12 protein-coding genes are annotated in these 13,711 nt (G+C 60.0%); 2 read left to right on the top strand and 10 right to left on the bottom strand.

Annotated features, from left to right (window positions below):
• Nucleotides 1–62: 62 nt before the first annotated feature.
• The 9 genes from IC234_RS06605 to IC234_RS06565 form a co-directional block, all read right to left on the bottom strand.
• Nucleotides 63–1,085: a glycosyltransferase family 2 protein gene (locus tag IC234_RS06605; protein WP_190923060.1), complete on the bottom strand. Its 1,023-nt coding sequence runs from the start codon at nt 1,083–1,085 to the stop codon at nt 63–65.
• 33 nt (nt 1,086–1,118) lie between these two features.
• A complete protein-coding gene (gene fcl / locus IC234_RS06600) occupies nt 1,119–2,063 on the bottom strand; it encodes a GDP-L-fucose synthase (protein WP_190923059.1) in 945 nt (314 codons plus the stop codon).
• A 38-nt stretch (nt 2,064–2,101) separates the two neighbouring features.
• A complete protein-coding gene (locus IC234_RS06595) occupies nt 2,102–3,088 on the bottom strand; it encodes a glycosyltransferase family 2 protein (RefSeq protein ID WP_190923058.1) in 987 nt (328 codons plus the stop codon).
• Nucleotides 3,089–3,098: 10 nt separating this feature from the next.
• Entirely contained in the window at nt 3,099–4,097 is a 999-nt protein-coding gene (locus IC234_RS06590; protein WP_190923057.1) for an STELLO glycosyltransferase family protein, read from the bottom strand.
• 107 nt (nt 4,098–4,204) lie between these two features.
• Nucleotides 4,205–5,401: a glycosyltransferase gene (locus IC234_RS06585; RefSeq protein ID WP_190923056.1), complete on the bottom strand. Its 1,197-nt coding sequence runs from the start codon at nt 5,399–5,401 to the stop codon at nt 4,205–4,207.
• Nucleotides 5,402–5,426: 25 nt separating this feature from the next.
• Nucleotides 5,427–6,416: a glycosyltransferase gene (locus IC234_RS06580; RefSeq protein ID WP_190923055.1), complete on the bottom strand. Its 990-nt coding sequence runs from the start codon at nt 6,414–6,416 to the stop codon at nt 5,427–5,429.
• Nucleotides 6,413–7,027 carry an acyltransferase gene (locus tag IC234_RS06575; protein WP_190923054.1) on the bottom strand — a complete coding sequence of 205 codons (615 nt, stop codon included), beginning with the start codon at nt 7,025–7,027 and terminating at the stop codon, nt 6,413–6,415. Before IC234_RS06575 ends, IC234_RS06580 begins: the two co-directional genes overlap by 4 nt.
• Nucleotides 7,020–7,424, bottom strand: a complete 405-nt coding sequence (locus IC234_RS06570; RefSeq protein ID WP_190923053.1) for a sugar 3,4-ketoisomerase — start codon at nt 7,422–7,424, stop codon at nt 7,020–7,022. The genes IC234_RS06575 and IC234_RS06570 overlap by 8 nt, the downstream gene beginning before the upstream one ends.
• Nucleotides 7,425–7,456: 32 nt before the next feature.
• The gene (locus tag IC234_RS06565) at nt 7,457–8,563 is read right to left on the bottom strand and encodes a DegT/DnrJ/EryC1/StrS family aminotransferase (RefSeq protein ID WP_190923052.1); all 1,107 of its coding nucleotides are present in this window, start codon (nt 8,561–8,563) and stop codon (nt 7,457–7,459) included.
• A 344-nt stretch (nt 8,564–8,907) separates the two neighbouring features.
• Between IC234_RS06565 and IC234_RS06560 the strand changes: the two genes are divergently transcribed.
• Entirely contained in the window at nt 8,908–10,023 is a 1,116-nt protein-coding gene (locus IC234_RS06560; protein WP_190923051.1) for an acyltransferase family protein, read from the top strand.
• A 240-nt stretch (nt 10,024–10,263) separates the two neighbouring features.
• The gene (locus IC234_RS06555) at nt 10,264–11,712 is read left to right on the top strand and encodes an acyltransferase family protein (protein ID WP_223827521.1); all 1,449 of its coding nucleotides are present in this window, start codon (nt 10,264–10,266) and stop codon (nt 11,710–11,712) included.
• Nucleotides 11,713–11,751: 39 nt separating this feature from the next.
• Here the strand turns inward: IC234_RS06555 and IC234_RS06550 are convergent, their stop codons facing one another.
• The gene (locus IC234_RS06550; RefSeq protein ID WP_190923049.1) at nt 11,752–13,707 is read right to left on the bottom strand and encodes a hypothetical protein; all 1,956 of its coding nucleotides are present in this window, start codon (nt 13,705–13,707) and stop codon (nt 11,752–11,754) included.
• Nucleotides 13,708–13,711 lie beyond the last annotated feature (4 nt).

Genomic DNA, 13,711 nt, shown 5'->3' with positions numbered 1-13,711 from the left:
CGGGCCCACCGCACGGTCATGACGCAGTTGTTAGGCCTCGGCCGGCACGCCGGAAGCGCCGGCTACTCCACGACACAGCCCAGGCGGCGGTACTGGCCTTTGAATTCCTCCGTCCAGCGCAGCCACTCGGCGTAGGTGGCGCGGTCGTTGGCCGCGGCATCGAGCAATGGGCGAAGGTATTCCGGCGCAAAATCCTGCGGGAAATCATGCATAGCGTCTAAGTCGCCACGCAGCCAGGCTTCGTTCAGGAGATAGTTCAGCACAAAGGGGTCCAGCCGCACGCCAGCGAAAACGTTGGTGGCCGAAGTGATGAACGACGTGCGGGTGAGCTCCTGCCGGGTTTTGGCAAAGCGGCCGCCCGTGCGCCGCCACCACGAATGCGCCCGCCGCAGTTGCTCGGCCTCGTCAACCTGGACCTGACCCATTGGCCAGAGGTGTAGCCAGTATTCCTTCTTGAAAAAGGCCGAAGCCACCGCGTACAAGGCGTACAGCGGCAATTGGTACTCCATATCGGTCTTGCAAAACCGAAGCAGACGGGCGTGATACAGCACCGAGCGCACGCGAAAGCGGTTCAGGAACACCGTTTGGGTAGATAGCGGGATGGCAGGCACCATTTCTTCCAGCTCCGCCGCACCCGCGGAGGGCAGGTTGACTCGGCGGCCGCCATTGAGGCGCTCGTTGCCCAGCCAGCTCAGCTTCACCATGTCTAGGCGCTGGGCCTGCATTTGCTGTGCAAACGCCGCCAGGTCCAGGGGGCCGGTTATCCAGATATCGTCTTCAATCAGCAGAAAAATGTCCGAACACGCCCGAATCTGTTCTACCCAAAAATCAAACGGAATTACTTTTTGGTCGAAGGGGGCACCGCCTTCGACGTGCCGGCGCAAGGCCGTCACTTTATCAGGGTAGCGCGGCGAGCAGAATATTTGCACCGCCGGATATTGCGCCCGAATGCGGTCCAGGTATTCCGGTGGGGTACCGTCGTCGAGCACCCGCAGCGTGAAGTCGCCCGTGACGTAGCGGTAGATGCTGCGCAAGCAACGGTCGAGGTAGTACGGCCGGTTGAATGATTTGATGACGATGTCCATATCCGCGTAAGGAGCCGAGCCGGGGGGCGGGTTTTACCGGATAACGGCCGCCTCCGGGCGCGCGGCATACTCTTCGTACACAGCCCGCAACCCTTCGGCCAGCCCAATCTGGTAGTGCCAGCCCAGGCCGGCCAGCTTGCTCACGTCCATGAGCTTGCGCGGGGTGCCGTCGGGCATGGATGCGTCGAAGCGCAGGGCGCCGGTGTAGCCCACGGTGCGGGCCACCAGTTCGGCCAGCTCGCGGATGCTCAGGTCTTCGCCGGTGCCCACGTTCACCAGCTCGGCCCCGCTGTAGTTGTGCAGCAGGTGGAGGCAGGCATCGGCCAGGTCGTCGACATGCAGGAACTCGCGGCGCGGGTTGCCCGAGCCCCACACCTGCACTTCGGGCGCGTTGGCTTCCTTGGCCTCGTGAAACTTGCGAATGAGCGCCGGCAGCACGTGCGAGTTGTTCAGGTCGTAGTTGTCGTTGGGCCCGTACAGGTTGGTGGGCATCACCGAGATAAAGTCGCAGCCGTATTGCGCGCGGTAGGTTTCGCAGAGCTTGATGCCCGTGATTTTGGCCACGGCGTAGGGCTCATTGGTTTGCTCCAGGGGGCCGGTCAGCAGGGCGTCTTCGCGCAGCGGCTGGGGCGCCAGCTTGGGGTACACGCACGACGAGCCCAGCATCAGCAGCTTCTTGACGCCGTGCAGGTGGCTCTGGTGCACCACGTTGGCCTCAATCATGAGGTTATCGTACAGGAATTCGGCCCGGTACACGTTGTTGGCGTGAATGCCCCCCACCTTGGCGGCGGCCAGCACCACAACCTCCGGCTTCTCTTCTTCAAAAAAGCGGGCCACGGCGGCCTGGTTGCGCAGGTCGAGCTCGCTCGAAGTCCGCGTGACTAAGTTCTGGTAGCCGGCCTTGGTCAGGCGACGCACCATGGCCGAGCCAACCATGCCACGGTGACCCGCCACGTAGATTTTCGCGTTTTTTTCCATGCTAGTCATAGCGTTATTCGTAGATTTCAAAAGCTCAATTAATTGCTGGGGGCACTGGCCGAAGTTTCCTTCCACCAGTCCAGGTCCACGGCCGTTGCCGGGTCGGGCCGCATGGCGTTAAGCAAACCAGTTGGAACCAGCTTCTTCAGCATTGGGTTCACGCTGGCGCCCAAAATCATGCGGCGGGTGCGGGGGCTGTAGCTCAACAGGCCGGGCAGCTTGCGGAAGGCAATGGGCCGCGCCGCGCTCATGTCGCGCTTGCCGGTCCAGTTGATTTCCCAGTAGGTGTAGAGGTTGCGGCGCTCTTCGTCGCTGAGGCGGAACTTCTGGCCGTAGCGGGGCTCCTGCTCACACAGCTCCACCATTTTCACCAGGTTGGGGTACCATTTGTCGCTGGTGGTGGTGCGCTGGTCGGGGTGCAGCTGGTACACGGCCAGCATGTCGGAGATGTAGCGGCCCGGCGCCAGGTGCGCCACGCGGTACCACTGGTCGATGTCGGCGCACATGTCCACTTCGCGGCGCATGCCGCCGGTTTCCTCAAAGAACTTGCGCTTGACGAAGGTGGCATGCTGCGGCGGCACATTCTCGAACAGAATGGAGTGCGGCGTAATGTCGCCCACGGGGCTGCTGCTGCTCACCACGTTGCCCTGCAGGTCGATGGCGTATTCGCCGCCCGAAATGAAGCTGGCCTCGGGGTAGTGCTGAAACGCCGCCGCCATGGCCCGGAACGCACCGGGCAGGTAGTAGTCGTCGGAGCTCTGAATGGCCAGAATTTCGCCGGTGGCGCGGGCCACGCCCTTGGTCACGGCGTCGACGAAGCCCTTGTCGCGCGCCGACCACCAGATGAGCCGGTCGCCGTACTTTTTCAGCACGTCCACGGTTTCATCGGTCGAGCCGCCGTCCGACACGATGACCTCCACGGTGCCCGGGTAGTCCTGCTTGAAGATGCTGAGCAGGGTGCGGTCGATGAACCGGCCCTGGTTCCAAGACGGAATAACAATGGAAAGGGATGGAAACTCCTGCATCGGAACCAGCTTACTTCGTCAGGGCCGCCACGTCGGCCAGCCACAACTCCAACAATTCAATCTCCTGGGCCGACACGATGTTTTCGGTGGCCAGCTCGGCGTAGGCGCGGCGCAGGTTTTCGCTCACGGTATTGGCCGGGTCGATGGCGCGCTTCACGGCCGCAATCACGCGGTTGGGATGCAGGTAGCAGGGAATCTCCGACTCAAAATCCTTCACGTAGTCGTGCGGGTTGCGCTCCTGCAGCACCGTGGCTTCGGTGAAGCCCAGGCGGTAGCCGTGCGCCCACATGATGGGCTGGGCCACCAGGCCGCGCAGGATGTCGGTGAAGCGGAACGTGACGTAAGCCGGCAGGTAGAGCAGCGGAAATAGCTCCTGGCGCACGGCCGTGTTCTGCGAGTTGAAGGGGCAGAGCGTGCCTTCGGGCAGCACGATGGGGGCGCGCTTGTCGAAGAAAATTTCGGTGTTGTCCACCAGGCGGTAGATGGCGTCCACGTCCGGGTCGGAGTCAGCCAGGCCCTGCCAGAAACCGATTTTGGCGGTTTCGGCGGTCAGGTCGGCCTCCTTCAGGTTGTGGTCGGTGTTCAAAATCAGGTCCAGCGGGTAGCCGCGGGGCCAGATGTGGTGGCTGGTGAAGTTCTTATAGATGTTGACGAAGCCCTTATCGGCCGGGGCCGTGTCGAACTGTCCCTCAAATGCCGGAAACACCCAACCGTCGTAGGGAATGTTGTCGTCGTCGGTGTCGACGATGACCGTGGCGCCCGCCTTGATGGCGTGCAGGTAGCCTATCATCTTGCGGCCGTAGTGGTTGAACGGCAGCTTTTCGCTCATGCGGAAGCCCTGAGCCTCCTGGTCGGCCACGGACAGGTAGTGCACGCCATCGGCCTGCCAGTCGGCGGGCGATTTCTTGTCGCCGGCCACCACGAGCTGGTACTCGGGCATGGCCGCAATCTTGGTCACGGCCTTGGTGGGCGCGAAAATGGAGGTAATAACTACGTGGGTCTTCGACATAAAAAAGCAACGAAAAGAAGCCCTCAACCGCCATTCAGGAGGCCGGTGAGTTGGGGTGTAAGTTCGGCAAAGGTAAGGCAGGCGGGTCCGTTGGCCGCCGGCTGGGCTCATAAAGCCATGCGGTCGAGCAGGGCAGCGAAGCTGGCGGCGTAGGCCGGACGGGTGTGATGAGCAGCCGCAAACGCTTGGACTTCAGCCGAGCGGCGCGCCAATTCGGCCTCGGGCCACCCCAACATGGTGCGCACGTGCTCGCGGATGGCGGCGATGATGGCATCGGGCTCCTGGCTGGGTATTTCGAAGCCCAGGTGGGCGGCCCGCACCGTGGCGGTTTGGGTCACGATGGGAATCAGGCCAAAGTGCAGCAGCTGGGCCACCGCCCCTCCCCCACCCTCCGAGGCGCTGGGGTACACGGCGCCGATGCAATTATTTGCCAGCTTGGCGAAGGCCGGCTTGCCCACGTCTACCCAACCCAGGTAGTGCAGGTTGGCATGCGTTTCGAGCAACGGCTTGAGCCACTGCCAGAGGCGCGGCTCCCGCTCGATGCCGCCGGCAATGTACAGGTGGGCGTCGGGGAGCGTGCGAAAGGCTTCCACCGCCAAGTCCAAGCCCTTGAGCACGGCGCCGCCGCTACCCAGCCACAAAAAATTGGCGCGAGCCGCGGGCACGTTTTTGGGCTCGTGCGGCGGCACGGCGGCTACGGAAATGTCGAGCTGGTGCCGTTGGGGACGGGCGCTGTAGAGCTGGCCCTGAAACGGCGTGCCCAGCAGCGTGATGTAGTCGGCGTATTCGTCGGAAAAGCTGATGCGGGTCTGGCGCTCGGGCCGCACCCAAATGCCGGTGCGGTCCCGAAACGCTTTGATGCGCGTCATCTCGGCCAGGTTTTGAAAGGCCCAGTGGTTTTCGGTGCAGTAAAACACTTTTTTGACCGGCAGTTCCGGGGGGCACTCGGCCAGTCGGTCGCTTTGCACAAAAGCGGCGGCGTAGCGCGGCCAGTCGATGGGCTCTGGGCAAAACACGTCGTAGAAATCCACCACGTAGCCGCGCTCGTTCAGCTGCCGCACCATCTCGGCAATTTCCCAGTACATGGAATGCTCGTTGAGCATGGGCGCGCTTTCCAGCTTGTTGGCCACGTAATACGGCATGGCGTGGATGACGTAGACCACCAGCGCGCGCGGCGCCGCTGGCCCCAGCTTGCCCAGGCCAATGTCGCGGATGGACCCGCCGCCGGGCGGCACAAAAAGACGGTCGGCCGTTTGGCGCAAAGCCTCGGCGAGGCGAAAACGAATACCGCGAACAGTGGGCATAATTTAGTGAGGTGCCATGGTATGGTTAGTGAGCGGCGGCGGCATCCGGGCCGGCCTGGCCCGTCAGGCGCTTAAGCACACCAAACGCAGCGGCCACGGTGGCGGCGGGCACGCCCAGCCGGGCCGCCAGCAGCAGGGCCAGGCCGCGGGTGTGCCGGTGCTGCTGCCAGCTGCGGCGCAGCCACTTCACGCTGTCGGGGCTGCCCAGCAGGTAAAGCTGCTCGGAGAACTCGCGCAGGTGGCGGGCAATAATAGCGTCACCTTCGGGGCTCACGCCCAAGTGCTTTTGCAGCAGCCGCAGGTTGGTTTCAATAATCTGCGCGCGGCGCTTGTGCAGGGCCGAAGCGCCATGAATGCGGTAATGGCACGTTATTTCGGGCTGGTACAGAAAATCGTATTCGCGCGCAATGCGCAGCCACATGTCCCAATCCTCGTAGGCCAAGTCTTCGTCAAAATGGCCTACTTTATCGAAGCATTCGCGGCGGATGAGCACGGTCATAGCGCCGAGGAAATTGGTTTTGAGCATTTCCAGCCAGATATCGCCCGAGAAAGGTCGAATCTGACCCGTGTCGTACACCGAGGGCACAATTACTTTGCCGGCGGGGTCAATTTTGCTCACGTCACTGTATACCACTCCAACCCGACCAGGTGCTGCTTCCAGCAAGGCCACCTGAGCGGTAAGCTTGTCCGGCAGGAATAAGTCATCGGACCCAATGATAGAAATGTATTTGCCCTGCGCAGCATCCAGAAAACGGTTGAACGTGTGGCATACGCCTCGGTTGGGGCTGTTTACCAACAGTTTCCCGTTTACTTCCGGATGGGTTTTTAACCAATCGGTTATCAGTTCAGCCGAGTTGTCCTTGGACGCGTCATCGACCACCACCAGTTCCCAGTGCGGGTAGGTTTGCGCCCGGATGCTTTCGAGCGTATCGATGATATAGGCCGCGTTGTTGAACGAAGCAACCCCAATGCTAACCAAAGGCCCGGCGCCCGGTGCCGCAGCAGCCGGGCTCATAAAGCAGCCTCGGCGTTGGGAGCGGGTGTCAGGCCCGCCGCGGTTTCTTGGTAATGCGCCCCGGTGGCAGGCGAGTGCCACCGGCCGGGCTGGCCGGGAACGGGCTGCAATTTGTCGCCCTGCTCGTCTACCCAGCCGTGCTGGCGGGCCGGGTTGCCGTATACCAACGCGTAGGCGGGCACATCGCGGGTCACTACGGCGCCAATTCCGGTGAGGGCGTAGCGGCCGATGGTGACGCCAGCCAGAATGGTGGAGTTAGCGCCCAGCGAAGCCCCGGCCTGCACCACCGTGGGCAACAGGGCGTAGGCCGCATTTTTGCTGCGCGGGCGCACGTCGTTGGTGAATACCACGTTGGGCCCCACGAATACGTTGTCCTCCAACACAATGCCATCCCATAGGTAGACGCCGCACTTCAGCGTGACGTCGTTGCCAATGGTGACCTTGTTTTCGACAAAGCAATGGTCGCAGATGTTGCAGCCGGTGCCAATGGTTGCGCCTGGCAGGACATGGGCAAAAGCCCAGATGCGGCTACCCGCCCCAATGGCTTGGCTTTCGACCAAAGCCTGCGGGTGGCAGTAATATTGACGCTCGGTGGGGGAAGACTCAGACATTAGCGGCCAAAGCTTTGAATTCGTCGTACTCACGGATATAGTCTTCTTCGCTGTACTCCTTTGAAGCCAGGCACATCAGCACCGCGTTGTGCGAAAACTTGATGGTACGCCAGTACAAACGGGGTATGTAAAGGCCGAGGTTGGGCGAGTCAAGGACAAACGTCTCGGACTTCCCGTCGAGGCCTTCCAGCACAAACTCGATGCGGCCGCTGGTGGCAAAAATCAGTTGCTCCAAGTCGTGGTGGGCGTGGTGACCCCGAATCACAGAATCGGGGGTGTAATACGTCCAATACACCCGCTGCACGGCAAAGGGCAGGGTGCTGTTTTCACCCACTGTAATGTAGCCTAGGGCAGGAGAACCTATTTTAGAGAATTCAATCAGATGAGGAACCGACATGGGAAGGGTATAGCGTGAAAGAGCGGCAGAGGTTATCTGCCGAAGAAACCGCGCACGGCGGTGGCCACGGTCGCCACGTGCTCCTCTGTCATGCCGGGCCACATGGGCAAGCTCAGGCTGGTAGCGGCGAGTTCCTCGGCGATTGGGTAGGTGCCGACCGGGATGTTGAGGTGGGCATACGCCTGCTGGCGGTGCGGCGGCACGGGGTAGTGAATGAGCGTACCGATGCCGGCCGCCGTGAGGTGGGCCTGCAGCGCGTCGCGCTGGCCGGTGCGCACCACGTAAAGGTGATAGACGTGGGTGGCGCCTTCGGCCACGGCCGGCAACTGGAGCCCACCGATGCCGGCGAGGTGCTGGTTGTAGAGGGCGGCCACGGCCTGGCGCTGGGCCGTCCAAGTGGGCAGGTGCGGCAGCTTCACGCGCAGGGCTGCCGCCTGCAGTTCGTCGAGGCGGGAATTGTGGCCCACCACTTCGTTGTAGTACTTCTGCTGCGAGCCGTAGTTGCGCAGGGTGCGAATTTTGGTGGCTAAGGCTTCGTCGTTGGTGGTCACGGCGCCGGCGTCGCCGAGGGCGCCCAGGTTTTTGCCGGGATAAAAGCTGGTGCCGTTCACCTGCCCGAAGCTGCCCGTGATGCCGCCTTGCCAAGTGGCGCCTTGGGACTGGGCGTTGTCTTCCACCACCCACAAACCGTGGCGCTGCGCGATGTCCATGATGGGGCCCATCTCGCAGGCCTGGCCGTAGAGATGCACCGGCATGATGCCCTTGGTGCGCGGCGTGATGGCGGCCTCCAGGCGGGCGGGGTCGAGGTTGTAGGTGTAAGGGCTAGGCTCGACGGGTACCGGCACGCCGCCCACGAAGGAAATGGCCAGCCAGGTAGCAATGTAGGTGTTGCTGGGCACGATGACTTCATCGCCGGGCTGCACGCCCAGTGCTTCCAGCGCCAGGTGCAGCGCGTCGAGGCCGTTGGCCACGCCCACCGTATGGGCCACGCGGTTGAAGGCACTGTATTCGGCTTCAAAAGCCTTCACCTGCTCACCCAGGACGTACCATTGTTTGTCATACACATCGGCCAAGGCGGCCAGCATTTCCGTACGGATGGGGTCGTGCTGGGGGGAAAAGGAGAGAAATGGAACGGTCATGAACAGGGCAGGGAGAGCAAAACGGTGAGCCGCAAAGATAACAGGGCCATTCCGCCCGTGGCAGCATCAACGGCAGCATCTCCCGGCCTTCTTCTTTCCAGCGCTCCTACTTCCTTTTTGTCAGTCGCTATCGGGATGGATTCCCCAGGCTTACTTTTGTGGTATTTTGCCACGCCGCTGCTATTCCTGAGCCGTCCCATGCTTTCATCACACCTTAGCGGCGGCCTTCCTATAAAAGGAAAAGCGGTTTCATACCTAGGCGCGGAAGTTTTTTCGCAAAAGAGTGCTGTGAAATAAACGCCACCTCTTCAATATTATTTGCCATTTAAGAAGAAACCATTGTTATGAAAGCACTCGACGGACTAACGGGATTGCGCTTTCTGGCGGCGTTTTATGTGTTTGTATTTCACATTCATTTGCGGCTGCCTTTGTCATTTCTACCAGCGCCCGCAGAAACCATTGTCAGCATGGGAGCTTTAGGCGTCAACATATTTTTTGTCCTTTCGGGCTTCATCCTGACATATGCCCATCTAAAAGACTTTCCTGCGTCTGAATTACCAACCGCTACATACTACAAGAGCTTCATGTTGAAACGAATGGCTCGAATTTACCCGGCTTACCTAGTTGGGTTAGTGCTTTGTTTGGCGGTTAGTATTGGGTTGAATCATTATCCTGCTCCTTTCCCACTTGTCGTGGCACTAGACCTGACCATGATTCAGTCTTATTTTCCATCTTTGGCAATGCTGTGGTACGGCGGCGGGGCATGGTCAGTATCGACCGAATTCTTTTTCTATTTGCTATTTCCCTTCCTATTGCCGTTGCTTTTGAAAGTATCAGGAACCAATTTACGGTACATTCTAGTGGCCGTGGTGGTGGCTAGCAGCCTGCCTGGGCTTTACTACGCGCTACACGAGCACACCGTGCGGTTTCAAACCACATATGCCTTTCCTCCCAGCCGGCTGCCAGAATTTATTGCTGGCGTCATCCTCGGTTTACTTGTACTTCGACACAATTTTCGTGTATCAGAACGAGTAACCCTTGGACTGATAATTTTTGCGGCGTTGTACTTAGCTAAATTCGGCGCCCGAGCGCCCGGTTATACGGTACACAATTTTGTGGCTCTACCCGCAATTATGGCTCTCATTTGTGTGCTGGCGCAAGAAGACAAATCTTTACTTTTCAGATGGGTAGGTTCAAAGCCAATGCAATACCTTGGCCGAATAAGTTTCAGCTTTTACATCATGCAACTACCTATTTTGGTGTTGCTGGAGGGCCTTATGCTCAGCAAATTCGTGGTAGCATCTGATTTATATCTGGCAATTCCGATTCTGGCCATAAACCTCGTTTTGGCAGCAGTGCTTTACGAAGGAGTTGAAAAAAGAGCCCACAAATTTTTATCAAGCAGGATAGCGAAGCTGTATAATATAAAAGCTTTACAGCCAGTAAAAAACCTTGTTTAATCAATCGCTACTTCAGGCATTAATTATCTGGGTATTCAGGTACTTAAAAATGGCTTACTAGTCCAATTGTGCTACGCTGTAAAGCGAATCATAATTGGTGTTGCCGTAATTATTTTTCAAGCCAAGGCACCCGCGATTTCAGCACGTACAGCACTTCTCCAGAAGGGGTATCCCGGTAGCTGGCCCGCACCAACGGCCGCAGGGAAGCAGGCAGCACGGCCCGGCGCGAGGCGCAGATGAATGCCAGTTGCGCCCGGCGCACCAGCGCCAGCCAGTGCTATATCCAGTGCTCATTTAGACCCTCGTTTCTACGCTTGCCTTTGCAACGGTGTCGGAATTCTCGGGGTTACTTTTGTGGTCTTTAGCCCGTCCCTGTTATCCCAAAGCTCCATCATGAATTCATCCAATATCGACCTTACGCAGGCGCCCGAGCTACGGTCAGTTGCTCCAAAACCCGCAAAAACGTTCGATTTTAAGTTGGAGGGCTTGCGTGGGCTAGCCGCCCTCACGGTGGTGTTGGGGCACACCGTGGTAATTCGGCAGACTCTTGACCCGCATTACCAGCCTTCGGGCGTGTTTGCTTTTCAGGCACCAGGCCACCTGAGTGTGCTGATTTTCTTTATCTTATCGGGATACGTCATTGGCCTCACCAACCAGCGCCCGCTGCAGCGGAACGGCATTGGCCCGTATCTAAAAAAACGACTGGTTCGCATATACCCCATCTATCTAGTGAGCATGTTGTTGGCGTTGGCCATCAGTCAGGCCGTTCCCGCATCAGTGGCGGCCGCCAACCTCACGTTCACGCAGGTGCTGCTTGCGCCGGTGCTTTCGGCCAATGCTCCCAGCTGGTCGCTGCACTACGAAATCCTGTTCTACCTGCTGTTCATTCCGGTCTCTTACTTCCGCATGTCGCCGGTGCTGGTTTGCCTTGGCAGTTTTTTGGCCGGGCTTGCGGTGCTGCTATTGGCCAACTGGCCGGGGGCGCCGTTGCTCACTTCGTATTTGTTTGGGTTCAGCTTCTGGACGCTGGGCTTGGTGCTGGTCAATATTTCGCGGCACGGTGCGGCGCACTACACCAGCCTGCAGCTGCTTAGCGCTTTCCTGTTGTTTTTTAGCCTGGAAGAGACCAACCAGCTGCAAACCGTTTACCTGAAAGTGACGCAAGCGCTGCCCGGCTTGCGCTGGTCGTTTTCCGAATCTGTGCCGTGGGTGGAGCGGGCCATTGCCTTGGTCGATTTCACGTACCTGCCCTATTGCGTGCTGGTGTTGCTGATATTCACCAATCGGTCTTTTCCCTACCAGAAATGGCTTACGTATTTACTGTACCTGCTGCCCGCTTATTCGCTGGTGTACCTGTACCACAACCGCGCCGATGCAGTGCACTTTCAGCATTACCTCATTCCGGTTTGCTCGTACTTGCTCAGCGTGCTCTTGCTGGTGCTGAGCCGCTCTAATGTTCTGGAGGGTCCGGCCGACTGGCTATTGGCCCAGACAATCAAATTGGGGGCTCTATCCTACGGCCTATACATCATCCACTACCCCATTCTCAAAATCTTTGGCCTGATTGAGCCTTTTTCTGGCCACTGGTACACCTTCTTGGTGCGTTTTATAGCCTTTATGGCGCTGAGCTTGCTGGCAGCGGCACTGTTGGAGAAGCGGTTTCAACCCTGGGCACGCCGTTTCTTCTAGCAGAACCGCTCTACCTTAACGCCGTGGTAGCAACCTAGTTCATTGCGCTTTCCGCCCACCGTCAGTATTCAGCACGTACAGCACTTCTCCAGAAGTAGAATCCCGGTAGCTGGCCCGCACCAACGGCCGCAGGGAAGCAGGCAGCACGGCCCGGCGCGAGGCGCAGATGAATGCCAGCCGCGCCCGGCGCACCAGCGCCAGCGGCAGGCTGTCGGCGCACACGGGGTGCCCTTTTAGGCGTTGCAGCTCGGCCAGCCGGTACAGGGTGGTGTTGCGCTGCGCCACCACGGCCTCCAAGGCTCCCTGGGCGTAGCGTGGGTCGGTGCTCAGGCTATCGGGCACCAGGGCCGAGAGGGAAAGCAGCTGATAGTCGTTTTTAAAATTAGAGACGTAGGTGCCCGCCGTGTACGAGTCGGCCCACAGCATGTAGGCATTCTCGTAGTCGGCATCGGCCAGCAGGTAGCCGCCGCGGTTGGGCAGCGCCCGCAAAACCGGCCCCACCTGTTCGAGGAACCGGCGGGAGAAGCGGCCGTTGCCGGTGGTATCGGTGCGGGCATTCAGCAAAGCCAGGGCCGCCAAGCCGGCCACCGCCAGCAGGGGGCGCGCCACGCGGGAGGCCTGCACGGCGCGGCCTATCCCCACCGCAACGATGGCCGCCGACAGCGGCAGCACGGGGTTGGAAAAAAACTGAAACGCGTCGAGAAAATGATGACCGATGGCGCGCATCAGGGCAGCTCCCAGTACGGTCATTACGGCCCAGACCAACAGGGGCAGGTCGGCGAGCAGGGTTGCCCGCGTGACATTTCGCCACCCCAGTCCTGCTACCAGCGCAGCGTAGCCAACGAAGTACAGCACGTAGATGAGCAGGGCCCCAATAGCAATGTTGAAGACCAGCCGCGCTTCGCCAGCCGGCGGAATGATGGCGGCCAGCGCAACTTCCTGCCCCGAGCCCGGCAGCTGCACGGTGCGGGAACTCAACAGGTAAAAAATACCCAAATACAACGCCACGCCCGCAGTGGGCGCCACCACGGCCACGGCTTCCCGTAGCGAAGCTTTTCGGGTGGCCCACAAGTATGCGGCCACGCCTACCACGCCTATGCCAATGGCCGGAGCCGTTGATATAAAAGCCAGCGGCACGGCGGCCACAGCCAGCCCCGCGGCCCGGTACCGGTGCCGCAACAGCAGCAATACGCCCAGCAGCTCAAACAAATAAATGGACGCTAGCTTGGGATGCAACACCAGCGGCAAATGCGCAATCAGCGAGCCGTCGAGTATGACCCGGTACTGCAGCAAGTAGGGCCAGCAGGTACCCGTGACGGTGAGCGTGGCCAGGCCCAGCACCACCGCCCAGCGGGGCCGCAGCCCGCAGTGCGCGTAGATGGCGGCAAAGCCCACCCCGCACATGGTAAGCAGCACGGTGGCCACGCTCACAAAATACACCCACACGGAAGGCAAGCCCGTGAGGCGCACGGTCAGGGCATTGAGCCAGATGCCGAAATAGTGGTAGGGCTGCGCCGTCTGAAACTGCGGGTACAGCATCTCCAACGAATTGGTTTCGATGCCCAAGTGGTTGAGTGGCAGCGTGAGGCGGCTGTAGTACACATAGTCCTGAAACGGGGTTTGCAAAAACGGCGAGCCCGGCTCGTATACCAGCAGAAACTGGCTGGCAAACGCCACCCCGGCCATGGCCAGCACCCAGGCCAGCTGGCGAGCGGTGCCAAAGTCGGGCCTGGGCACGGCGCCTACTGGGGCTCGCAGGGCGTAGAGTACTCCCAGCAGCAGCAGCAGTACCGGCAGCAGGGTGGTGGCACCCCGCGTCTGCCAGATGGCATAGGAGGCCGTGAGCAGCACCGTCCCGCTGAGCAGCCGCAGAAAGCAATTCCAGAAAAATTCTTCGGCGACGGGCCGCAGCCAGCGTAGCAACCCCGAACCCGTGCCGTAGCACAGGCACAGGGTTCCCAACGCCACCACCAGCAACCGTAGGCCTAGTTCCACTGCC

It is taken from the genome of Hymenobacter armeniacus (assembly GCF_014699055.1).
Lineage (GTDB): Bacteria > Bacteroidota > Bacteroidia > Cytophagales > Hymenobacteraceae > Hymenobacter > Hymenobacter armeniacus.
The sequence above is the reverse complement of the archived record's forward strand: the minus strand, read 5'-3'. Positions and strand labels throughout refer to the sequence as shown.